Below are 21,577 nucleotides of genomic sequence, written 5' to 3' on the forward strand. Positions count from 1 at the left end.
CCCACAGATCCAGTGCAGGTGGGAGCGGGCTTGCCCGCGAAGGCAGCACCGCAGACAAGGATCGACGAGGGATTGTTGCCATGAAGGACAAACCGGCGAAGGGGACGACACCGATCCCGGCCACCAGCATGAACGTGCAGAACGCCATTGCCGGCCTGCGCGGTCGCGACCTGATTTCGACCCTGCGTCAGGTCGGACGCATCGGCCTGCGCAATCCGCTGCACACCGCCCACCATCTGCTGAGCCTCGGCGGTCAGCTGGGCCGCGTGCTGCTCGGCGACACACCCCACCAGCCGCACCCTCGGGACGCGCGCTTCAGCGATCCGACCTGGAGCCAGAACCCCTTCTACCGGCGCGGCCTGCAGGCCTACCTGGCCTGGCAGAAGCAGACCCGCCAGTGGATCGAGGAAAGCTCGCTGGACGATGACGACAGAGCCCGCGCGCACTTTCTGTTCAACCTGCTCACCGACGCCGTTTCACCAAGCAACTCGCTGCTCAACCCACTGGCGGTCAAGGAAATGCTCAACACCGGTGGCCAGAGCGTAGTGCGCGGCCTCGCCCACTTGCTCGACGACCTGCGCCACAACGACGGCCTGCCGCGCCAGGTCGACGATCGCGCCTTCGAAGTCGGCAGCAATCTGGCCGCCACCCCCGGCGCGGTGGTATTTCGCAACGAGCTGCTGGAGCTGATCCAGTACAAGCCGATGAGCGAAAAACAGTACACCCGCCCGCTGCTGGTGGTGCCGCCGCAGATCAACAAGTTCTATGTATTCGACCTGGGGCCGACCAACAGCTTCGTGCAATACATGCTCAAGAACGGCCTGCAGGTGTTCATGGTCAGTTGGCGCAACCCCGACCCGTGCCACCGCGAATGGGGCCTTTCGAGCTACGTACAGGCACTGGAGGAAGCGCTGGACGCCTGTCGCAGCATCAGCGGCAACCGCGACCCCAACCTCATGGGCGCCTGTGCCGGCGGGCTGACCATGGCCGCGCTGCAGGGGCATCTGCAGGTCAAGGGGCGCTTGCGCAAGGTGCGCAGCGCCACCTACCTGGTGAGCCTGCTCGACAGCCAGTTCGACAGCCCTGCCAGCCTGTTCGCCGACGAACAGACCCTCGAGGCCTCCAAGCGACGCTCCTACCAGCGCGGCGTGCTCGATGGCGGCGAGGTGGCGCGGATCTTCGCCTGGATGCGCCCCAACGACCTGATCTGGAACTACTGGGTCAACAACTACCTGCTCGGCAAGACGCCACCCGCCTTCGACATTCTCTACTGGAACGCCGACAACACTCGCCTGCCTGCAGCCCTGCACGGCGAGCTGCTGGACTTCTTCAAGCTCAACCCACTGGTGCAGCCGGGTGGCCTGGAGGTGTGCGGCACACCGATCGACCTCGGGCAGGTCACGGTCGACAGCTTTACCGTGGCTGGCAGCAACGATCACATCACCCCCTGGGACGCGGTGTACCGCTCGGCCCTGCTGCTGGGCGGCGAGCGACGCTTCGTGCTGTCGCACAGCGGGCACATCCAGAGCATCATCAACCCCCCCGGCAACCCCAAGGCCTATTACCTGGAAAACCCTCGGCTCTCCAGCGACCCACGCGCCTGGTTCCACGATGCCACCCGTAGCGACGGCACCTGGTGGCCGCAGTGGCTGGAGTGGATCTCACGCCGCTCAGGCAGCCTCAGACCGCCGAAGACCGAACTGGGCAGCCCCTCCTACCCACCGCTCGGGCCGGCGCCTGGCACCTACGTGATGGCACGCTGAGCCCATGAAGACCCGCGACCGCATCCTGGCCTGCGCCCTTGAGCTGTTCAACCGCCAGGGCGAGCCGAACGTCTCGACCCTGGAGATCGCCAACGAGCTGGGCATCAGCCCGGGCAACCTCTACTACCACTTCCACGGCAAGGAGCCGCTGGTACTGGGCCTGTTCGAGCGGTTCGAAGACGAGTTGATGCCGCTGCTCGATCCACCACTGGAGGTGCGCCTGGATGCCGAGGACTATTGGCTGTTCCTGCACCTGATCGTCGAGCGCATGGCGCAGTACAGCTTCCTGTTCCAGGACCTGTCCAATCTCACCGGCCGCCTGCCCAAGCTGGCACGCGGCATGCGCGGGCTGATCAATGCGATCAAGCGCACCCTGGCGGCGCTGCTGGCCAGTCTCAAGAGCCAGGGATTGGTGGTGAGCGAGACCCAGGCGCTGGGGCAACTGGTGGAGCAGATCACGCTGACACTGCTGTTCTCGCTGGATTACCAGCGGGTACTGGGGCGCGAGGGCGATGTGGGGATTGTGGTGTACCAGGTGATGATGCTGGTGGCACCGCATCTGCAGGAACCGGCGCGCAGGGCGGCGGAGCAGTTGGCGGGGAAATATCTGGACGTGTAGGGCTGAAGTTGCGGTGTTGCCACTGACGCATTCGCGGGCAGGTCGCAGCGGCGGTTCACCGATGCGACTTGCCCGCGAAACGCACGCCGCGATATCAGCTTTGGCTAGCTGGGCTCACCGGTGCCGACGGCGTATTGCCAGTTGCTGCTGCGCTTGCTGCCGGTGCCGTGGTTGCGGCCGGAGCGGCGGGCTTCGCGGCAGCCGGCTTGGCTGCAGTCGGCTTGGCCGGGGCTTTCTTCACAGCAGGTTTCTTCGCTGCCGCAGGCTTGGCGGCTACCGGCTTGGCTGCGGGTTTCGCCGCAGGCTTGGCGGCCGGCTTGACAGCTGCAGCTTTGGCAGCGGGCTTGGCCGCAGGTTTAGCCGCGGCGGTCTTGGCAGCGGGTTTTGCCGCAGCAGTCTTGGCAGTTGGCTTGGCAGCGGGTTTCGCCGCAGCCTTGGCCAATGGCTTGGCAGCGGTCTTGCTCGCTGCGGACTTCGACGCCGAGGCCTTGGACACCGGTGCCACTGAGGCGCCTGTCAACTTCTCGATCTGCTTGGTCAGGCTGTCGACCTGCTGGTGCAGCGCCTTGATCTCGTTACGGCTGGGGACGCCCAGACGCGAGATTGCACTGTTCAGACGCTTGTCGAAGGCCTCTTCCAGCTCGCTCCACTTGCCCAGCGCGCGATCCTTCACATCGGAGACTCGCGAGGTAGTCGCCGACTTGGCCGCATCGGCATCCTTCTTCGCCTGCTTTTCAGCCTTCTCGCCATCCTTCACCAGCGAATCGAAAAGCTTGGGGCCGTCCTGGTCGACCTTGGAGTAGATCCCCAGACCTGCCAGCCAGATCTTGCGGGAGTACTTCTCGATCCCGCCGATCCAGGAGCTGCCTTCTTTTTCGGTGTTCTTCTTGCCAGCCATCCTGCTCTCCTTATGGTTTGCGCGCGACACGCTCGAGCAACTCGGTCAGCTGTTCGAGTTTGATGGACAACGCCTCAACGTCATGTTTAGACGGAATGCCGATGCGATTCAAGGCGCGGGCCACCCGTGCGTCGAAAGCCTTTTCGATTTTGTCGAGCTGGCCCTCTACCTTGCCACGTACCCGGCTCACTTCCTCGGCCGCTTCATCGAGCTGGCCGTTGGCCGCGTCGAGCTTCTTGTCGAGGGTTTTCTTGCCGCGTTTCTCGACGCCTTCACCGGCCTTGACCAGCTCCTTGAAGTACTCCGAGCCTTCCTGGCCGACCCGGGCGTATGCGCCGATGCCTGCCAGCCAGATCTTGCGCGCGTAGCCGCGCACTTCGCTCAGGGTGCTGTCCTGGGCGTCTTCTTTCTTTTTCAGGGTCAACTTGGCCATGCTCTGCACCTCACGTTCGATGTGGATGGAGGAACTGCCCTTGAAATGCGGGCTTGAGCATGAAGATAGGGTGGGAAATTAGAATTCTCACCCTAAGGTGAGGGGTCAGGGCCGCCATGCAGCCCCGGTCTCAGGCCAGCGCCTTGTCCAGCGCGCGCTCGATCTCGCCCTTGATGGTCCCGCTCATCATCGACAGCATCATGCCCAGTTTCAGCTCGACACGGATGCTGTCCTCGCCGATGTGCACGCTGCCGTTGGCGCCGCTGCGCGCGACATCGACGCGGTCGCCGTTCCAGGTGGCCTTGAGGTCGTACTCGCGCGACAGCTTGTCGACCAGGCTTTCAGCCTTGGCCCGGGCAGCTTCGCGACCGAGGGAATGTTTGCGTTCGACGCTGATCTGAGTCATGCGGGGTATCCAGGCAATGAAGACATAATCGGCATTATGCCCGCGCCCGCGAGACGGCACACCCCGCCAAGACAAATCCGCCCGTTCGCCCTAGAATGGCGGTAATTTTTTTCGGTGAAGCGATATGAACGACCAGCGCAAAGGCGACCACGCCGAACCCACCACCCACTTTGGCTACCAGGACGTCCCCGAGAGCCAGAAGGCGAAGAAGGTCGCCGAGGTCTTCCACTCCGTGGCCGCCAAGTACGACCTGATGAACGATGTGCTCTCCGGCGGCATGCACCGCCTGTGGAAGCGCTTCACCATCGAGCTGTCCGGTGTGCGCCCCGGCAACCGCGTGCTCGACATCGCCGGCGGCACCGGTGACCTGGCTGCCAAGTTCTCGCGACTGGTCGGCCCGACCGGCCAGGTGGTACTGGCCGACATCAACGAATCGATGCTCAAGGTCGGCCGCGATCGCCTGCTCGACCGCGGCGTGGCCGGCAATATCGAGTTCGTCCAGGCCGATGCTGAAAAGCTGCCCTTCCCCGACAACCACTTCGACTGCGTGACCATCGCTTTCGGCCTGCGCAACGTGACGCACAAGGATGAAGCCATCCGCTCGATGCTGCGTGTGCTCAAGCCCGGTGGCCGCCTGCTGGTGCTGGAGTTCTCCAAGCCCACCAACAAACTGATGTCGCGCGCCTACGACGCCTACTCCTTCGCCTTCATGCCCCTGGCCGGCAAGCTGATCACCAACGACTCGGAAAGCTATCGCTACCTGGCCGAATCGATCCGCATGCACCCTGACCAGGAAACGCTGAAAAGCATGATGGTCGATGCCGGTTTCGACCGCGTCACCTACCACAACATGACCAGCGGCATCGTCGCCGTGCACCGGGGAATCAAACCCTGATGCTCCTGGCCGGGCTGCTCGCCAGCGTCGAGCACGGGCTCAACCGTGTGCTGCGTATGGACAGCACGGCGCTGCCGCGCCTGGGTGCACTGGAAGGCAAGGTGATCGCCATCGACTGCCGCCAGCCCGCCCTGCAGTTGTTCATCCTGCCCGATGACGAAGGCCTGATGCTCGCTGCGCATTGGGAGGGCGAGGTCGATTGCACCCTGCGTGCGCCGGCCGGCAGCCTGGCCCAGCTGGCCTTCGCCACAGACAAGAACGCCGTGCTGCACAGCCCGCAGGTCGAGCTGCATGGCGACAGCGCGGTGCTGCTCGACCTGGTCGGCGTGCTCCAGGACCTGGAGCTCGATTGGGAGTACGAGCTGTCGCGCTGGCTGGGGCCGGTCCCCACCGCGCTGATCGCCGGCCACTTGCGCCTGCGCGCACGCTGGACCCGGCAGGGCCTGTCGCGGTTCAGCCAGAATCTGTCCGAGTACCTGGCCGAGGAATCGCGTACCCTGGTCGGGCAGCGCGAAGCCGAAGCGGCATTCAGCGAGCTCGATGCGCTGAAGGTCGATATCGAACGTCTCGAGGCGCGCATCCGTCGCCTTTCCCACACTCTTGATTCCAGCGATAACGCATGAAGCTGCTCGCCGTCCGCCGTCTGTTGCGCATCCAGCGCGTCGTGATCCGCTACCGCCTCGATGACCTGCTGTTCGACCTGCCCCTGCCCTGGTGGCTGCTGAGCATCCGCCTGCTGCTGCCCTGGCGCTGGCTACCGCGCAAGCCCAGCGAGCTCAGCCGCGGCGCGCGCCTGCGCCTGGCCCTGCAGGACCTGGGGCCGATCTTCATCAAGTTCGGCCAACTGCTCTCCACCCGCCGCGACCTGCTGCCAACGGACGTCGCCGACGAGCTGATGCTGCTGCAGGACCGCGTGCCGCCATTCGACCCACAGAAAGCCGTGGCGCTGATCGAAGCGCAGCTCGGTGCGAAAGTCGGCGAGGTGTTCAGCCGCTTCGACGTCGAGCCACTGGCCTCGGCCTCGGTCGCCCAGGTACATGCGGCACGTCTCAAGAGCGGCGAAGAGGTGGTCGTCAAGGTGGTTCGCCCGGGGCTCAAGCCCGTGATCGCCCAGGACCTGGCGTGGTTGTTCCTGATTGCCAAGGTGGCCGAACGGGCCTCCGCCGATGCGCGCCGCCTGCACCCGGTGGAAGTGGTCAGCGACTACGAAAAGACCATCTACGACGAGCTTGACCTGCTGCGCGAAGCGGCCAATGCCAGCCAGCTGCGGCGCAACTTCGAAGGCTCGGATCTGATGTACGTGCCGCAGGTGTACTGGGACCTGTGCCGCCCGAAAGTGCTGGTGATGGAGCGCATCTACGGCGTGCCGGTCACCGACATGGCCACCTTGGCCGACCAGCGCACCGACATGAAGCTTCTGGCCGAACGCGGTGTCGAGGTGTTCTTCACCCAAGTGTTCCGTGACAGCTTCTTCCACGCCGACATGCACCCGGGCAACATCTTCGTCAGCACGGTCAAGCCGTGGAGCCCGCAGTACATCGCCATCGACTGCGGTATCGTCGGCAGCCTGACCGCCGAAGACCAGGACTACCTGGCACGCAACCTGATCGCTTTCTTCAAGCGCGACTACCGTCGCGTGGCGCAGTTGCACATCGATTCGGGCTGGGTGCCGGCACACACCAAGGTCAACGAATTCGAAGCGGCGATCCGCACCGTATGCGAGCCGATCTTCGAAAAACCGTTAAAGGATATTTCCTTCGGCCAGGTGCTGATGCGCCTGTTCCAGACGGCCCGTCGTTTCAATATGGAAGTTCAGCCGCAGTTGGTGCTGCTGCAGAAAACCCTGCTCAACATCGAAGGCCTGGGGCGCCAGCTGTACCCTGACCTGGACCTGTGGAGCACCGCCAAGCCCTATCTGGAACGCTGGATGCGCGAGCGCATGAGCCCCAAGGCGGTGTTCGGCAACCTCTATAGCCAAGCCGAGCAGTTGCCGCACCTGGCCGACATGACCCGCGACCTGCTCGAACGCTTGTCGCAACCGCACCTGCACGACCCGCAACTGCCAGAGCGCCGCCGGGCGGGCGACAACTGGGCGCTGCGCCTGCTCGGTGCCGGCCTGCTCGGTGGCGGGGCGACCCTGGCCACCGGTGCCGCGAGCCTCAGCGCCCCGGTCGCCTGGCCGGCGTGGCTGATGCTGGCTGCCGGGCTCTACCTGATCGTGCGCCGATAGCCAGCCGCGCTGCTGGCTGGCACACTAGGCGCAAAGGGCCCGGTACGGGAGCGGGCCTGTTTTGGAGTCGACGATGAAAGACTGGCTGGACGAGATCAAGTGGAACAGCGATGGCCTGGTACCGGCGATCGCCCAGGACCACAAGACCGGGCGTGTGCTGATGATGGCCTGGATGAACCGTGAATCGCTCGCCCTGACTGCCGCCGAGAACCGCGCCATCTATTGGTCGCGCTCGCGGGGCAAGCTATGGCGCAAGGGCGAAGAGTCCGGCCATGTGCAGAAACTGCATGAGCTGCGCCTGGATTGTGACGCCGACGTGGTCATCCTGATGGTCGAGCAACTGGGTCATATCGCCTGCCATACCGGCCGTGAAAGCTGCTTCTATCGTGTCTTCGAAAACGGTGAATGGAAGATCGTCGACCCAGTCCTGAAAGATCCTGACACTATCTACCACGCGGGGCACTGAACATGAGCGACACACTCGATCGCCTGGCCGAAGTGCTCGAACAACGCAAGCAGGCGGCCCCCGACAGCTCCTACGTGGCGAGCCTCTACCACAAGGGCCTGAACAAGATTCTGGAGAAGCTTGGCGAAGAGTCGATCGAGACGATCATCGCCGCCAAGGACGCCGCCGTGAGCAAGGATTACAGTGATGTCATCTATGAAACCGCCGACCTGTGGTTTCATAGCCTGGTGATGCTCAGCGCACTGGGGCAGCATCCACAGGCGGTACTGGACGAACTCGACCGCCGCTTCGGGCTTTCCGGCCATGACGAGAAGGCCGCGCGCCAACCGACCTGATCGCCATGCCCCTGCAGGAGCGGGCTCGCCCTGCGATAACGCCCGCTCAGGCTACACATCATTCAAGGGAGTACACCATGGGTATCTTTGACTGGAAACACTGGATCGTCCTGCTGGTCGTCGTAGTGCTGGTGTTCGGCACCAAAAAGCTGAAGAACTTCGGCAGCGACCTGGGCGAATCGATCAAAGGCTTTCGCAAGGCCATGAACGAGGAAGAGAGCAAGCCTGCCGAGCAGACTCCGCCGCCTGTACAGCCGTCCGTGCAACCCACCCAGCAGCCGCACAACACCGCGCCGCTGAGCCAGCCGCACACCATCGAGGGCCAGGCTCAGCCGGTCCAAGAGCCACAACGGAAAGACTGACCCATGTTCGGCATCAGCTTCAGCGAGCTGCTGCTCGTCGGCCTGGTTGCCCTGCTGGTGCTCGGCCCCGAGCGCCTGCCTGGCGCCGCGCGTACCGCGGGGTTGTGGATCGGCCGGCTCAAGCGCAGCTTCAACAGCATCAAGATGGAAGTCGAGCGCGAGATCGGTGCCGATGACATCCGCCGCCAGTTGCACAACGAGCACATCCTGCAGATGGAACAGGAAGCCAAGCGCATCCTCAACCCGCAGACACCGCCCGCGCAGCCCGTGAACACGCCAGCCGCGAGCGAGACTCCCGCACCTGCCGCCGACGCCAACGCCGCCCCTGCGGCGCCCACGACCACCCCTGAGCCGCACCAGCCGCCCCGAGCCCCATGAGCGAAACTCCGGAACACGACCAGCCCATGCCGCTGGTCTCGCACCTGACCGAACTGCGCACCCGCCTGCTGCGTTGCGTCGCCGTTATCTTCCTGATCTTCGCCGGGCTGTTCTCCTTCGCCCAGCAGATCTACACCCTGGTCTCGGCGCCCTTGCGTGCGCACCTGCCGGCCAACGCGACGATGATCGCCACCGACGTGGCATCACCGTTCCTCACGCCGTTCAAGCTGACCATGATCGTCTCGCTGTTCCTGGCCATCCCGTTCATCCTCCAGCAGATCTGGGGCTTCATCGCGCCGGGGCTGTATCGCCATGAAAAGCGCATCGCCATCCCGCTGCTGATTTCCAGCATCATCCTGTTCTACGCCGGCATGGCCTTCGCCTACTTCCTGGTGTTCCCGCTGATCTTCGGCTTCTTCGCCAGCGCCACCCCTGAAGGCGTGTCGATGATGACCGACATCGCCAGCTACCTCGACTTCGTCATGACCCTGTTCTTCGCCTTCGGCGTCGCCTTCGAGATTCCGGTGGCGGTGGTGCTGCTGGTGTGGATCGGCGTTGTCGATGTGAAGTACCTGAAGAAGATCCGTCCCTACGTGATCATCGGCTGCTTCGTGGTCGGCATGATCCTCACCCCGCCGGACATCTTCTCGCAAACCCTGCTGGCCGTGCCCATGTGGCTGCTGTTCGAGATCGGCGTGCTGTTCGGCGGCCTGATCCGCAAGCGCAGCCATCCGCAGGATGAAGCCGCGGACGACCACAACGACCAGCCACCAGCGACCCAGGCGTGAACCTGCTGCTGCTCGAGGAGGCCGACTTCGTCGCGGCCGACCGTGTCGTACTGGCCGACCGCCGCTTCACGCACATGCAGGACATCCACCGCGTGGCGGTGGGCGACACCCTGCGCGTAGGCCGCATCGGCGGCCTGATGGGCCAGGCCGAGGTAGTCCGCCTGGAGGGCCACGAAGCCGAGCTGCAGGTCAGCTTCGACCAGGAGCCACCGGCGAAGCTGCCGCTCACCCTGGTGCTGGCCGTCCCCCGCCCCAAGATGCTGCGCCGACTGTTCCAGACCATCGCCACCCTCGGCGTGCCGCGGTTGATCCTGGTCAACAGCTACAAGGTCGAGAAAAGCTTCTGGCAGACGCCGTTCCTGCAGCCGGACAGCATCCGCGAGAACCTGATCCTTGGCCTTGAGCAGGCACGTGACACCGTGCTGCCGGAAGTCATCATCGAAAAACGCTTCAAACCCTTCGTCGAAGACCGGCTGCCCGCCATCGCCGACGGCACGCTCGGCCTGGTTGGCCATCCCGGCCCCTACCCGGCCTGCCCACGCGCGGTGCAAGGGCCCGTGACCCTGGCGATTGGTCCGGAAGGCGGTTGGATTCCCTACGAAGTGGAACTGCTGGGCAAGGCCGGCCTGGCCCCCGTACAACTGGGCGAACGCATCCTGCGCGTGGAAACGGCGGTCACGGCTCTGCTTTCCCGAATATTCTGACCATTCGGTCAGCATCCTGGCATCAAGTTTCTCCCCAACAGGCCGATGGCCTTGCAACACAAGAAAATTCTGGCTTTTCAAGTCGCCGGGGAGATCGTCATGTACGGAAAGGTTGTCCAGTCGCTGGGAAACGTGAGCGTCAGTCGCAAACTGGGGGCCGGCTTCGGCCTGGTACTGTTGTTGACCATGGCGATCACCGCCACAGGCTGGCGCGGCATGGACTCGATCATCGACCGCGGTGACAAGCTGGGCAACATCTCCTTGATCCTCGGCTACAGCCAGGACCTGCGCATCGCCCGCCAGCAGTACGAACGCAATCGCGACGACGCATCGGCGGGCGAGCTGGAAAAAGCGCTCGGCAAGCTCGAGCAGCAGGTCGAGATGATGCTCGGGCAGATCGAGCATCCGCAGGATCGCCAGCGCCTGGAGCAGCAGCGTCAAGCCGTGCGCCAATACCGCCAGGCCTTCGTCGAGCTCAAGCAGGCCGGCCAGCGCCGTGAAGCCGCACGCAGTGTGCTGGGTGACAGCGCCGACAAGGCCGCTGCGCTGATCGGTCAGGTGCAGCAACGCCTTGCGCAAGGTGGCGACATCAGCCTCTATCAACAGATCGTGCAGGCCAGCGCCTTGCTCCAGCAGGCGCGCTTCCAGGTGCGCGGCTACACCTATAGCGGCAAGGCCGAATTCCAGCAGACCGCGCTGGATGCCATCGACCAGGCGCTCGCTGTGCTCAAGGCCCTGCCGGCCAGGGTGCCCGCCGAATACGCCGCCAGTCTCGATGATGCCGCCAATGCCATGGGCGCCTATCGCGATGCGGTGAAGCAGTTCGGCGCAGCGCAGACCAGCGCGGAGCAGACCTTGCAACGCATGGTTGTACAGGGCCAGGTGTTGATGGATGCCGGTACGCAGATGACCGCATCGCAGACCGCCGTGCGCAACAGTGGTGCCCTGCAGGCCAAGACCCTACTGGGCGGAGCCAGTGCCCTGGCCCTGCTGCTAGGCATCATTGCCGCCTGGGCCATCACCCGGCAGATCGTCGTGCCCCTGCGCCAGACCCTCAGCGCCGCCGAACGCGTGGCCAGCGGCGACTTGAGCCAGGACCTGCTGGTGCAACGTCGCGACGAACTCGGCCAACTGCAAGCCAGCATGCAACGCATGACCCAGGGCCTGCGCGAACTGATCAGCGGTATCGGTGACGGCGTCACCCAGATCGCCAGCGCTGCCGAAGAGCTGTCGGCCGTCACCGAGCAGACCAGCGCAGGCGTCAACAACCAGAAAGTGGAGACCGATCAGGTCGCGACCGCCATGAACGAAATGGCAGCCACCGTGCAGGAAGTCGCGCGCAACGCCGAGCAGGCGTCGGAAGCGGCGCTAATGGCCGATCAGCAGGCTCGCGAGGGTGATCGTGTGGTCGGCGAGGCCATCGCCCAGATCGAGCGCCTGGCCAACGAAGTGGGTAACTCCAGCGAAGCGATGAACCAGCTCAAGACCGAGAGCGACAAGATCGGCAGCGTGCTCGACGTGATCAAGTCGGTCGCCCAGCAGACCAATCTGCTGGCCCTCAACGCCGCCATCGAAGCTGCACGCGCGGGTGAGGCTGGTCGCGGATTCGCCGTTGTCGCCGATGAAGTACGCAGCCTGGCGCAGCGCACCCAGCAGTCGACCGAGGAGATCGAGGAGCTGATCGCCAACCTGCAGAGCGGCACCCAGCGGGTATCCAGTGTGATGGACAGCAGCCGCGAACTCACCGACAGCAGCGTCGAACTGACCCGTCGCGCCGGCAGCTCGCTGGATACCATTACCCGCACCGTGTCGTCGATCCAATCGATGAACCAGCAGATCGCTACGGCGGCAGAGCAGCAGAGTGCAGTGGCCGAGGAGATCAACCGCAGCGTGATGAATGTACGGGATATTTCCGACCAGACCTCGGCGGCCAGTGAAGAGACTGCCAGCTCCAGCGTCGAGCTGGCGCGGCTCGGCACCCACCTGCAGGGCCTGGTAGCCCGCTTCCGTCTCTGAGCGCCGCCGGGCAAGGAATAATCACTACCTGCCAGTGGAACTTTCCCACAGGATTTACAGGTCGAGTCCCACGCGCGCTCTGCCGATGAGCAGAAGGACCATGCTGGCAACCTACCAGCATGGTCCTTCTCTCATATGGATGGAGACTCGCCATGTTCGGATATCTCAATCGCTGCCTCGCCAACCTCAGCGTGCGACTCAAACTCACCCTCGGCTTCGCCGTGGTCCTGTTGCTCACACTCGCAACCACCGTCAGCGGCTGGCGCGCCCTGGACGGCGCCATCATCCGCTCGCAACAGCTCAGCGAGATCGTGCAGATCAGTGACCTGAGCAAAGACCTGCGCGCCGAACGCATCACCTACCGCGTGCTGGCCGACGACACTAGCAAGACACGCATCGACGCGATCCTCGACCAGCTCGAACGCCGGCTCACCGTGCTCCAGCAACGCAGCAGCGTCGACCAGTCGCGCGAGCTGCTCAGCGAGAAGCTGCGTCAGTTGCAGCGCCTGCGCGAGAACTACGCCGAGCTGCTGCGCGCAGTCGATAGCCGTGCCGAGCTGCGCAAGATCATGCGCGACAAGGACCGGATACTGGATGAAGTCATCGACGACCTGCAGACCCAAGCGCTGCTCAAGCTTCCCGCCGACCAGCCGCAGGGCAACCTGCTCGGACTGATGGACACGCTCACGCGCCAGGTCGACAGCGCCAACCAGCAAAGCCTGGTACCCGCCTACACGTTCTCGCCCGTCGAGGACTTCGCACAGGTCGGCAATGCGGCGCTCGATGCTGCGCAAGCCAGCCTGGAGCAAATGCTGACGGCACTTGCACCGCTCGCATTGTCGAGCGAGCTCATGGCGCGCCCCAAGCCCGCCCTGGCCGAGTACCGGGCCAGCCTGGAGCAATACCGTCGCGCGGCGATCCGCCTCGAACAACTGCAAAGCGACATGGAAGTCATCGGTAACGACCTGAGTGACGCCAGCGTGACGCTGGCCGAGCAGAAAGTTGCCCAACGCGACCATGAAGCCGTAGCCGCTCGCTCACTGCTGACCAGCGTGGCACTGCTGGCCTTGGCTGTCGGCGTGCTGGCCGGCTGGCTGATCACCCGGCAGATCACCGAGCCACTGCGCCAGACACTGGCCCAGGCCGCCCGCATCGCTCGCGGCGACCTCAGCCAAGTGGAAACGGTGGCGCGTCGCGACGAAATGGGCCAGTTGCAGCGCAGCATGTGCGAGATGACGCTGAGCCTGCGCCAGCTGATCGGCGGCATCGACCAGAGCGTCGAGCACTTGTCACAAGCGGCCTCGCAACTGGCCGGGGCCAGCGCAGACACGCTCGAGCGCATCACTCAGCAGCGCGAGGAAACCGACCAGGTGGCCACGGCGATGAACCAGATGAGCGCGACCGTGCAGGAAGTGGCACAGAACGCCGAACATGCCTCATTGGCCGCAACCGACGCTGACCAGCAGGCGCAAGTGGGCGATCAGGTAGTGGCCGAAGCCATCGCGCGTATCGAACAGCTGGCAACGCAGATGGACCGCTGCCTCACCTCGATGCAACACCTGGCGGGGGAAAGCCAACGGATCGGCAGTATCCTCGACGTGATCAAGTCGGTGTCAGAACAGACCAACCTGCTGGCCCTCAATGCGGCCATCGAAGCGGCACGTGCCGGCGAAGCCGGGCGCGGGTTCGCGGTGGTGGCCGACGAAGTACGGGGCCTGGCCCAGCGCACCCAACAGTCGACCGAGGAGATCGAGCACCTGATCGAAAGCCTGCACCAGGGCACCGATGAAGTCACTTCACTGCTCGACAGCAGCAGGACCCTGACCGAGCAAAGTGTCGAGCTGAGTCGCCGCGCGGGCGATGCATTGGGGCAGATCACCCGGACCGTATCGAACATCCAGGGGATGAACCAGCAAATCGCCACCGCCAGCGAAGAGCAGAGCGTGGTGGCCGAACAGATCAACCGCAGCGTGATCAGTGTGCGCGAGGCTTCCGATCACACCAGTTCGGCGAGCGAACAGACGGCCACTTCCAGTGGTGAACTACAGCAGCTGGGGCAGCAGTTGCGGGGGATGGTGGGGCGATTCAGCCTGTAGGAACGGTGGTGTGCCTTGGCGGGCAAGCTTGCGCCTACAAGAGGTCGGGCTTGCCCACGCAAAGAGCGATCCGATCAAAGCACCTGGCGCAAGAACGCCTGGGCCCGCGGGTCCCTCGGCGCCGCGAAGAACGCAGCGGGTGCCGAATCTTCCAGCAACTTGCCATGGTCGAAGAACAGCACCCGGTCAGCCACCTCACGGGCAAAGCCCATCTCATGGGTCACGCAGACCATGGTCATGCCTTCCTGGGCCAGGGTCTTCATGACATCCAGCACCTCGCCGACCATCTCGGGGTCGAGCGCCGAGGTCGGTTCGTCGAACAGCATCACCTTCGGATCCATCGCCAGGGCGCGGGCAATGGCCACCCGCTGCTGCTGCCCCCCCGAGAGGCGAGAGGGGTATTCATTGACCTTCTGGCCAATGCCGACCTTCTCCAGCAGTGCACGGGCCTTGGCTTCGCGGTCGGCCTTGCTACGTTTGCGCACCACCTTCTGCGCCAGGCACAGGTTCTCCAGCACGGTCATGTGCGGGAACAGGTTGAAGTGCTGGAACACCATGCCGACTTCACGGCGGTAGGCGTTGATATCGGTCTTGGGGTCTTCCAGGCGCAGCCCATCGATGGCCACATGGCCTTCGTCGAAATGCTCCAGGCCGTTCAGGCAGCGCAGGAAGGTCGACTTGCCGGAACCCGAGGGGCCCAGCACCACCACCACCTCGCCCTTGGCAACCTGGGTGGAGACGCTGTCCACCGCACGCACCACCTGGCCACGGGTGTCGAAGACTTTCAACAGGTCACGGACTTCAATCACTTTGCGCAAGCCTCCGCTCGAGCCGGCTGGCAATGTGCGACAGCGGCAGGTTGATCAGCAGGTACAGGCCTGCCACGCAGAACCAGATTTCGAAGGTCGAGAACGACGTGGTGATCGCCTCGCGACCGCTCTTGGTCAGCTCGGTAATGGCGATCACCGACACCAGCGAGGTGTCCTTGACCAGACTGATGAACTGCCCCGCCAGTGGCGGCAGCACACGCTTGAACGCCTGGGGCAGGATCACATGGCGCATCGACTGGCTGGCATTCAGGCCCAGCGAGCGCGCCGCTTCGTTCTGCCCCTTGGCGATCGACTGCACACCGGCACGGACGATCTCGGCCACATAGGCGCCGGTGAACAGCGCCAGCGCCGCCACCCCGGCGAACTCGCGGGACAGGTTGAGCACGGTGCCGATGAAGAAATAGAAGATGAAGATCTGCACCAGCAGCGGCGTACCGCGCACCAGTTCGACATAGACCGTGGACAGGTCGCGCAGGGTCGGGTTGCTCGACAACCGGCACAACCCGGCGAACAGGCCGATCACCAAACCGAACGCACCGGAAAGCACCGAGATCCACAAGGTGGTCCATAGGCCCCAGGCCAGCGGGCCGGCCGCCCAGTGGCGGGTGACGCCGATCTGGTCGCCCTCGGCGACATCGTCACCACGGCTCAGTTGCAGACTGTCCTTGACCACCTCCAGCACTTGCACCTCGCCGTCCTCGCTCTTGAGCGTGACGCGGGCGTCGTTGCCGGACACGACGATCTCCTCGACGGTGCCGTAGGCCGCGGCGCGCTGCACGTCTTCGGCCTGGAAGGCGAAGTACTGCGGCACACGGTTCCAGCGCCACTCGTAGGAAATCATCGAGGTGGCCATGTACAGACTGAACGCCAGGCCCACCAGCACCAGCGCGGTAAGCGCGTGCCAGGGCCACTGGGCTTTCTTGTGTTTGATCACGTGGGTGCTTCCGTAAATGCGAACGCGCAGGGGTTGCCTGCGCGTCAGGGTCATCGCCAGGGCTTGTGGTCCGGGCTCTTATTCCATGTCCTTCAGCCAGTCGGTCTTCTTGAACCACTTGTCGTGAATACGATCGTAGGTCCCGTCGTGCTTGATCTGGTGCAGGAAGTTGTTGATGAAGTTGATGCTGTCGTAGTCGCCCTTCTTCAGGCCGAATGCCAGCGGCTCGTAGGTGAAGGGTTCTTCCAGGTAGACCAGCTTGCCGGCGCCTGCCTTGTTCACCGCGACCACGTTGTACGGCGCGTCGTAGACGAAGGCATCGGCCTTGCCGTTGACCACGTCCATCACCGCTTCCTGCTCGTTGTCGTAGCCGTGGTACTTGGCCTTGCTGATCAGCTTCTTGGCGACCATCTCGCCGGTGGTGCCGAGTTTGGAGGTCAGGCGGTACTTCTCGTTGTTCAGGTCCTTGTACGACTTGATCTCGCCTGCCAGCTCCTTGCGAATCAGCAGGGTCTGGCCAACGACGATGAAGGGTTCGCTGAAGTTCAGGCGCAGGTTGCGTTCCTGAGTCAGGGTCATGCCGCTGCCGATCATGTCGAACTTGTCGGTCAGCAGGGCCGGGATGATGCCGTCATAGGCGGTGGAGACGGTTTCGAGCTTGACGCCCATGGACTTGGCCATCGCCTTGAGGATGTCGACCTCGAAGCCGACGATCTCGCCGCGCTTGTTGGTCATCTGGAACGGCATGTAGGTCGGGTCCATACCCACGCGCAGGGTGCCGCGCTTGACCGCATCATCGATGGCGCCCGCCTGGGCGGTTGTGACCGCGATCAGCGCGGTGACGCCGAGCAGCATGCGCGACAGGTATTTCTTCATCATCACCAGGTCCCCTAGCAAGAAGTACGCAGAATTTTATTGTGTGCACGATCGTTCCGACCGGTGCGTTGTGTCGGGACGGATGCTAACGCATGCAGGCCCTGGGACCTAGAGCCGGTGGGGACTTTGTTGGCCAAAAATCATGGCAGCAGAAAAAGCTTCGCGGGCAAGCCCGCTCCTACAGGCTTTGTAGGAGCGGGCTTGCCCGCGAATGCGATGGATCAGGCGCCGACGAGTGCCGGCTGACCTTCACCTTCAGGATGCAGCGGCAACAGCGGCGAGTGCGGATCGTTGGCGATGGAGTTGCGCCACACCTTGATCCACGCCTCGTTCTGCTCGGTCCACACCCGCTCGTGCAGGCGCGACAGCGCCACCGGATCGCTCAGCAGGGCCAGGCGAGTGTTGCCGTCGATCCCCTTGGGGCCGGCTTCCAGCGCCTTGGCGATGTGCTCGGCGCGCAGCGTCTCGATCGCGGCAGACTGGCCGTGACGGGCCGTACCCATGGCGCAGGCCAGGGCGTTCTGACGCGGATCGACCACGGCGCGAACGAAGCCATCCTTCAGGGCGTGCCAGCGGTTCTCGTGGGTGTACTGGTCGGTTGCCAGCAGCTCGTGCGGCGTGGCGTATTCCTCGGGAATCAGGAACAAGCGCTCGTCCTTGGCCGCCAGGCCCAGGCGCACACGGCTGGAGATCACCGAAACCGGGATCGACAGCACCAGCGAGCCGACGATCGGCGCCAGCCACCACAGGAAGCTCGGATTCAGCCAAGCCACCAGCGCAGCCCAGGCGATACCCAGCAAGGTCTGCGGGCCATGACGCCGCACCGCTTCGCTCCACGGGGTGGAATCGTCGTCACGCTGCGGCGAATTCCAGGTCGCTGCCCAGCCGAGGAACGCGGCCAACACGAAGCGGGTGTGGAAGATCATCCGCACCGGCGCCAGCAACATGGAGAACAGCATCTCCATCAGCATCGACAGGGTCACCCTGATCCGCCCGCCGAACTCGGTCGCGCCTTTGGCCCAGATCAGGATGATGCTGAGCAGCTTGGGCAGGAACAGCAGCACGATGGTGGTAGAGAACAGCGCGATGGCTTTTTCCGGGTGCCACTGCGGCCACAGCGGATACAGCTGGAACGGCTCGATGAAGTACTGCGGCTCCATCAGCGTGTTGGTTGCCAGCAACGCGGTCGACAGCACCAGGAACAGGAACCACAGCGGCGCCGACAGGTACGACATCACCCCGGTGAGGAACACCGCGCGGTGCACCGGGTGCATGCCCTTGACCAGGAACAGGCGGAAGTTCATCAGGTTGCCGTGGCACCAGCGCCGGTCGCGCTTGAGCTCATCGAGCAGGTTCGGCGGCAGCTCTTCATAGCTGCCCGGCAGGTCGTAGGCGATCCACACGCCCCAGCCGGCACGGCGCATCAGCGCGGCTTCGACGAAGTCGTGGGACAGGATCGCGCCGGCGAAGGCGCCCTTGCCCGGCAATGGCGCCAAGGCGCAGTGCTCGATGAAGGGCTTCATGCGGATGATCGCGTTGTGCCCCCAGTAATGCGATTCGCCCAGCTGCCAGAAGTGCAGGCCGGCGGTGAACAGCGGGCCGTACACACGGGTGGCGAACTGCTGCATGCGCGCATAGAGCGTGTCCATGCCCGAAGCCTTCGGCCCGGTCTGGATGATACCGGCGTCCGGGTTGGCCTCCATCAGGCGCACCAGGCTGCTCAAGCACTCACCGCTCATCACGCTGTCGGCGTCGAGCACGACCATGTACTTGTATTCGCCCCCCCAGCGACGGCAGAAGTCGTCGAGGTTGCCGCTCTTGCGTTTCACGCGGCGGCGGCGGCGGCGATAGAAGATACGACCGAAGCCTTTCGCCTCACGGCACACCTCGAGCCACGCCTGTTGCTCGGCAACGGCGATGTCGGTGTCGTTGGTGTCGCTGAGCACGAAGAAGTCGAAGCGGTCCAGGTTGCCGGTGGCGGCCACCGACTCGAAGGTCGCGCGCAGGCCAGCGAAGACCCGTGGCACATCTTCGTTGCAGATCGGCATGACGATCGCGGTGCGGGCATCGGCCGGGATCGGCTCGTTGCCGGCACTGCTGCCGGAAATCTTGTACTTGTCGCGGCCGGTGAGCAGCTCGAGGAAGCCCATCAGCGCGGTCCAGAAGCCCGCCGACACCCAGCAGAACAGGATGCCGAAGAGAATCAGGATGGAGGTCTGCAAGGCATAGGGCCAGACCTGCACGACGGTGTCCCAGATCGGCTGGTTGACCACTTCGTCCAGGTCGACGAACGACCAGCCCTGGTACGGCAGGATGCCCTTCATGTACCAGCCGGCGACGATGGTCTGGCCGATCATCAGCGCCAGCAGGATGTAGCGGCGCAACGAACCGACCCGGCGCCAGCGTGCCGGCGGCAACTCGCGCTTGGGCGGTTGCGGAGCGTTGGTGCGGCCAGTCATGCGCCGCCACATGCGCACCAGGATATTGGTGCGCCAGGGCTCGGGCAGGACCTTGGTACGCTTGATCGGCGGGGCGATCTTCAGGCACAGGCGGCCACCGCCGTCGACGCCGAGCATCTCGGCCTCTTCGAGCTCGGCGGCACTGCCAACCGTCAGACGGGAACCCACCGAAGCCTGGACGGCCTCGGTGGCGCTGGCGGCCGGATCGGCCGCCAGGCGTTGGTGCAGCTCGCTGAAGGAAGAGCAGCTGGCGAGTTCCGCTCGCTGCTCATCGCTCAGAGGGAGGTGGGCCAGGTACTCGCCAAGCGATTCCGGCCTTGCGCTTGAGTTACTCATCGGCAGGCAACTGATAGCTCCAGGTTTCGGTCAGCACCTTCTCGGTGGTGGCCGGGGCCCCGTTGGTGGACGCCGCGTCGGCGGCTGGTTGCTCGGCAGGCGTCTCGGCCTTCTCGGCCTTGGCATGCTGAGCCTTGGCGTGCTTGGCGGCCGCCTTGTCCTGCTTGGTTTCGGCAGGTTTGGTTTCCTTCGGCGCCTCGACCGGAACATCGCGTACCAGCGCGGCACGCATCTCGGTGGACTTCTTCGGATCCTTGACCTTCAACCGCAGGGTCAGACGCCAGCCCTTGATCTCAGGGTTGTAGCGTAGATTGTTCTCGACCAGCTCGGCATTGTCGCCCACGCTGACCTGGCTGCGCACCGCGGTGTCTTCCGGCAATGCCGCCAGCACCGGGCCGTTGAAGTCGACCAGGAAGGCCACGCTGCCATCGGCCTGACGGATCAGGTTGGCTTGCTTGACGTCACCGGTGGAACGCAGGGTCTGCTTGACCCAGCCAAGGTCCTGGGCCTGGAACTTGGGCTCGCTGATGGTCCAGTGCAGGCGGTAGTTGTACTCGAAGGGCTTGCCTGGCTCAGGCAAGGTTTCCGGGCTCCAGAAAGCAACGATGTTGTCGTTGGTCTCGTCGGCAGTCGGAATCTCGACCAGGTCGACGGTGCCCTTGCCCCAGTCGCCCTTGGGCTCGATCCAGGTGCTTGGACGCTTCTGGTAGTTGTCGTCGAGGTCTTCGAAGTCGCTGAAGGCGCGCTGACGCTGCATCAGGCCGAAACCACGCGGGTTCTCGACGCTGAAGTTGCTGACTGCCAGGTGTTTCGGGTTGTTCAGCGGACGCCACAGCCATTCGCCGTTGCCGGCGTGGATCGACAGGCCTTCGGAGTCATGCAGCGCCGGACGGTAGTTCTGTACCTTCGACGGCTGGTTCGGGCCGAACAGGAACATGCTGGTCAGCGGGGCGATGCCCAGGCGGCTGACGTGATCGCGCAGGAATACCTTGGACTTGACGTCGACGATGGTGTCGTCGCCTGGACGCACGGTCAGCTTGTAGGCGCCGGTGGAACGTGGCGAATCGAGCAGCGCGTAGATCACCAGGTGCTTGTCGGCGGGCTTGGGCTTCTCGATCCAGAACTCGCGAAAGCGCGGGAACTCTTCGCCGGACGGCAGCGCGGTGTCGATGGCCAGGCCACGGGCAGACAGGCCATAGGCGTGCCCCTTGCCGACCACGCGGAAGTAGCTGGCGCCCAGCAGGGTCATGATCTCATCCTGCTTGTCAGGCTTGTTGATCGGGTAGAGCACGCGGAAACCGGCGTAGCCGAGGTTCTTGGTGGCATCGGCGTCATGCGGTACGTCGCCGAACTCGAAGCGGCTCGGGTCGTACTTGATCTCTTCGACCCTCTTGGCGGTGATCTCGTTGATGGTCACCGGCGTGTCGAAGTGCATGCCCTGATGATAGAAGGAGAGCTTGAACGGGGTCTTGTCATTCGCCCATTCGGCCTTTTCCTGGATGAAGCGGATTTTCTGATAGTCCGCGTACTTCATGTCGCGGAACACCGGAGGCAGGTTGCTCTTCGGTGCTTCGTACTTCTGGCCGGCCAGATCCTTTGCCTTGGCTGCAACATCGTCAAGATTGAATGCCCACAGCTGGCCAGCGCTCATCAGGCCAACCAGCGCTGCGCCTGCCAACAAGGCCGTGCGCAGCCGATTGCCGGGGATTCTTGGTGCATTACAGGGACTTACAATCACGAGCAACCCTCGCCG

The 21,577-nt window shown here is 64.1% G+C and carries 21 protein-coding genes; 13 read left to right on the forward strand and 8 right to left on the reverse strand.

The features are described from left to right. Window positions 1–80: 80 nt before the first annotated feature. Both phaC and F6X62_RS17570 read left to right on the forward strand, forming a co-directional pair. The gene (gene phaC / locus F6X62_RS17565) at window positions 81–1,763 is read left to right on the forward strand and encodes a class II poly(R)-hydroxyalkanoic acid synthase (protein ID WP_112899346.1); all 1,683 of its coding nucleotides are present in this window, start codon (window positions 81–83) and stop codon (window positions 1,761–1,763) included. A gap of 4 nt (window positions 1,764–1,767) precedes the next feature. Then, the gene (locus F6X62_RS17570; RefSeq protein ID WP_054894783.1) at window positions 1,768–2,382 is read left to right on the forward strand and encodes a TetR/AcrR family transcriptional regulator; all 615 of its coding nucleotides are present in this window, start codon (window positions 1,768–1,770) and stop codon (window positions 2,380–2,382) included. 94 nt (window positions 2,383–2,476) lie between these two features. On the opposite strand, the gene F6X62_RS17575 is transcribed toward F6X62_RS17570, so the two are convergent. From F6X62_RS17575 to F6X62_RS17585, 3 genes are all read right to left on the reverse strand, one after another. Further along, window positions 2,477–3,280 carry a phasin family protein gene (locus F6X62_RS17575; protein ID WP_153774263.1) on the reverse strand — a complete coding sequence of 268 codons (804 nt, stop codon included), beginning with the start codon at window positions 3,278–3,280 and terminating at the stop codon, window positions 2,477–2,479. Between the two features lie 10 nt (window positions 3,281–3,290). Next, window positions 3,291–3,713 carry a phasin family protein gene (locus tag F6X62_RS17580; protein ID WP_153774264.1) on the reverse strand — a complete coding sequence of 141 codons (423 nt, stop codon included), beginning with the start codon at window positions 3,711–3,713 and terminating at the stop codon, window positions 3,291–3,293. A 130-nt stretch (window positions 3,714–3,843) separates the two neighbouring features. Next, window positions 3,844–4,119 carry a polyhydroxyalkanoic acid system family protein gene (locus F6X62_RS17585; protein ID WP_063546572.1) on the reverse strand — a complete coding sequence of 92 codons (276 nt, stop codon included), beginning with the start codon at window positions 4,117–4,119 and terminating at the stop codon, window positions 3,844–3,846. Window positions 4,120–4,243: 124 nt separating this feature from the next. Between F6X62_RS17585 and ubiE the strand changes: the two genes are divergently transcribed. The 11 genes from ubiE to F6X62_RS17640 all read left to right on the forward strand — a co-directional run bounded on the left by ubiE (window position 4,244) and on the right by F6X62_RS17640 (window position 14,389). Next, on the forward strand, window positions 4,244–5,014 hold the full coding sequence (gene ubiE, locus F6X62_RS17590; protein ID WP_054894788.1) for a bifunctional demethylmenaquinone methyltransferase/2-methoxy-6-polyprenyl-1,4-benzoquinol methylase UbiE: 771 nt from the start codon (window positions 4,244–4,246) through the stop codon (window positions 5,012–5,014). Further along, window positions 5,014–5,637 carry an SCP2 domain-containing protein gene (locus F6X62_RS17595; RefSeq protein WP_054894789.1) on the forward strand — a complete coding sequence of 208 codons (624 nt, stop codon included), beginning with the start codon at window positions 5,014–5,016 and terminating at the stop codon, window positions 5,635–5,637. Before ubiE ends, F6X62_RS17595 begins: the two co-directional genes overlap by 1 nt. Further along, window positions 5,634–7,244 carry a ubiquinone biosynthesis regulatory protein kinase UbiB gene (gene ubiB, locus F6X62_RS17600; RefSeq protein ID WP_153774265.1) on the forward strand — a complete coding sequence of 537 codons (1,611 nt, stop codon included), beginning with the start codon at window positions 5,634–5,636 and terminating at the stop codon, window positions 7,242–7,244. Before F6X62_RS17595 ends, ubiB begins: the two co-directional genes overlap by 4 nt. A gap of 73 nt (window positions 7,245–7,317) precedes the next feature. Next, window positions 7,318–7,710, forward strand: coding sequence for a phosphoribosyl-AMP cyclohydrolase (hisI, locus tag F6X62_RS17605; protein ID WP_054894791.1), 393 nt, complete (start codon window positions 7,318–7,320; stop codon window positions 7,708–7,710). A 2-nt stretch (window positions 7,711–7,712) separates the two neighbouring features. Further along, window positions 7,713–8,045 carry a phosphoribosyl-ATP diphosphatase gene (locus F6X62_RS17610; RefSeq protein ID WP_054894792.1) on the forward strand — a complete coding sequence of 111 codons (333 nt, stop codon included), beginning with the start codon at window positions 7,713–7,715 and terminating at the stop codon, window positions 8,043–8,045. 77 nt (window positions 8,046–8,122) lie between these two features. Then, window positions 8,123–8,407, forward strand: coding sequence for a twin-arginine translocase TatA/TatE family subunit (locus F6X62_RS17615; protein WP_054894793.1), 285 nt, complete (start codon window positions 8,123–8,125; stop codon window positions 8,405–8,407). A gap of 3 nt (window positions 8,408–8,410) precedes the next feature. Continuing rightward, window positions 8,411–8,785 (forward strand): Sec-independent protein translocase protein TatB, encoded by a 375-nt coding sequence (tatB, locus tag F6X62_RS17620; protein WP_065863874.1) that lies wholly within the window; start codon window positions 8,411–8,413, stop codon window positions 8,783–8,785. After that, window positions 8,782–9,573, forward strand: coding sequence for a twin-arginine translocase subunit TatC (tatC, locus tag F6X62_RS17625; protein WP_063546576.1), 792 nt, complete (start codon window positions 8,782–8,784; stop codon window positions 9,571–9,573). The genes tatB and tatC overlap by 4 nt, the downstream gene beginning before the upstream one ends. Next, window positions 9,570–10,277 (forward strand): 16S rRNA (uracil(1498)-N(3))-methyltransferase, encoded by a 708-nt coding sequence (locus tag F6X62_RS17630; RefSeq protein WP_153774266.1) that lies wholly within the window; start codon window positions 9,570–9,572, stop codon window positions 10,275–10,277. Before tatC ends, F6X62_RS17630 begins: the two co-directional genes overlap by 4 nt. Window positions 10,278–10,376: 99 nt before the next feature. After that, window positions 10,377–12,293 (forward strand): methyl-accepting chemotaxis protein, encoded by a 1,917-nt coding sequence (locus F6X62_RS17635; protein WP_153774267.1) that lies wholly within the window; start codon window positions 10,377–10,379, stop codon window positions 12,291–12,293. Between the two features lie 152 nt (window positions 12,294–12,445). Continuing rightward, a complete protein-coding gene (locus tag F6X62_RS17640; RefSeq protein WP_153774268.1) occupies window positions 12,446–14,389 on the forward strand; it encodes a methyl-accepting chemotaxis protein in 1,944 nt (647 codons plus the stop codon). 74 nt (window positions 14,390–14,463) lie between these two features. Here the strand turns inward: F6X62_RS17640 and F6X62_RS17645 are convergent, their stop codons facing one another. The 5 genes from F6X62_RS17645 to F6X62_RS17665 form a co-directional block, all read right to left on the reverse strand. Further along, a complete protein-coding gene (locus F6X62_RS17645; protein ID WP_153774291.1) occupies window positions 14,464–15,198 on the reverse strand; it encodes an amino acid ABC transporter ATP-binding protein in 735 nt (244 codons plus the stop codon). Further along, window positions 15,191–16,153 carry an amino acid ABC transporter permease gene (locus F6X62_RS17650; RefSeq protein ID WP_054894812.1) on the reverse strand — a complete coding sequence of 321 codons (963 nt, stop codon included), beginning with the start codon at window positions 16,151–16,153 and terminating at the stop codon, window positions 15,191–15,193. The genes F6X62_RS17645 and F6X62_RS17650 overlap by 8 nt, the downstream gene beginning before the upstream one ends. A 78-nt stretch (window positions 16,154–16,231) precedes the next feature. After that, window positions 16,232–17,029: a transporter substrate-binding domain-containing protein gene (locus tag F6X62_RS17655; RefSeq protein ID WP_054894813.1), complete on the reverse strand. Its 798-nt coding sequence runs from the start codon at window positions 17,027–17,029 to the stop codon at window positions 16,232–16,234. Window positions 17,030–17,250: 221 nt separating this feature from the next. Continuing rightward, on the reverse strand, window positions 17,251–19,824 hold the full coding sequence (gene mdoH / locus F6X62_RS17660; RefSeq protein ID WP_153774269.1) for a glucans biosynthesis glucosyltransferase MdoH: 2,574 nt from the start codon (window positions 19,822–19,824) through the stop codon (window positions 17,251–17,253). Then, window positions 19,817–21,562: a glucan biosynthesis protein G gene (locus F6X62_RS17665; protein ID WP_153774270.1), complete on the reverse strand. Its 1,746-nt coding sequence runs from the start codon at window positions 21,560–21,562 to the stop codon at window positions 19,817–19,819. The genes mdoH and F6X62_RS17665 overlap by 8 nt, the downstream gene beginning before the upstream one ends. Window positions 21,563–21,577: the final 15 nt, after the last annotated feature.

This window comes from Pseudomonas sp. MNR3A, from assembly GCF_009650575.1.
GTDB lineage: Bacteria > Pseudomonadota > Gammaproteobacteria > Pseudomonadales > Pseudomonadaceae > Aquipseudomonas > Aquipseudomonas machongensis.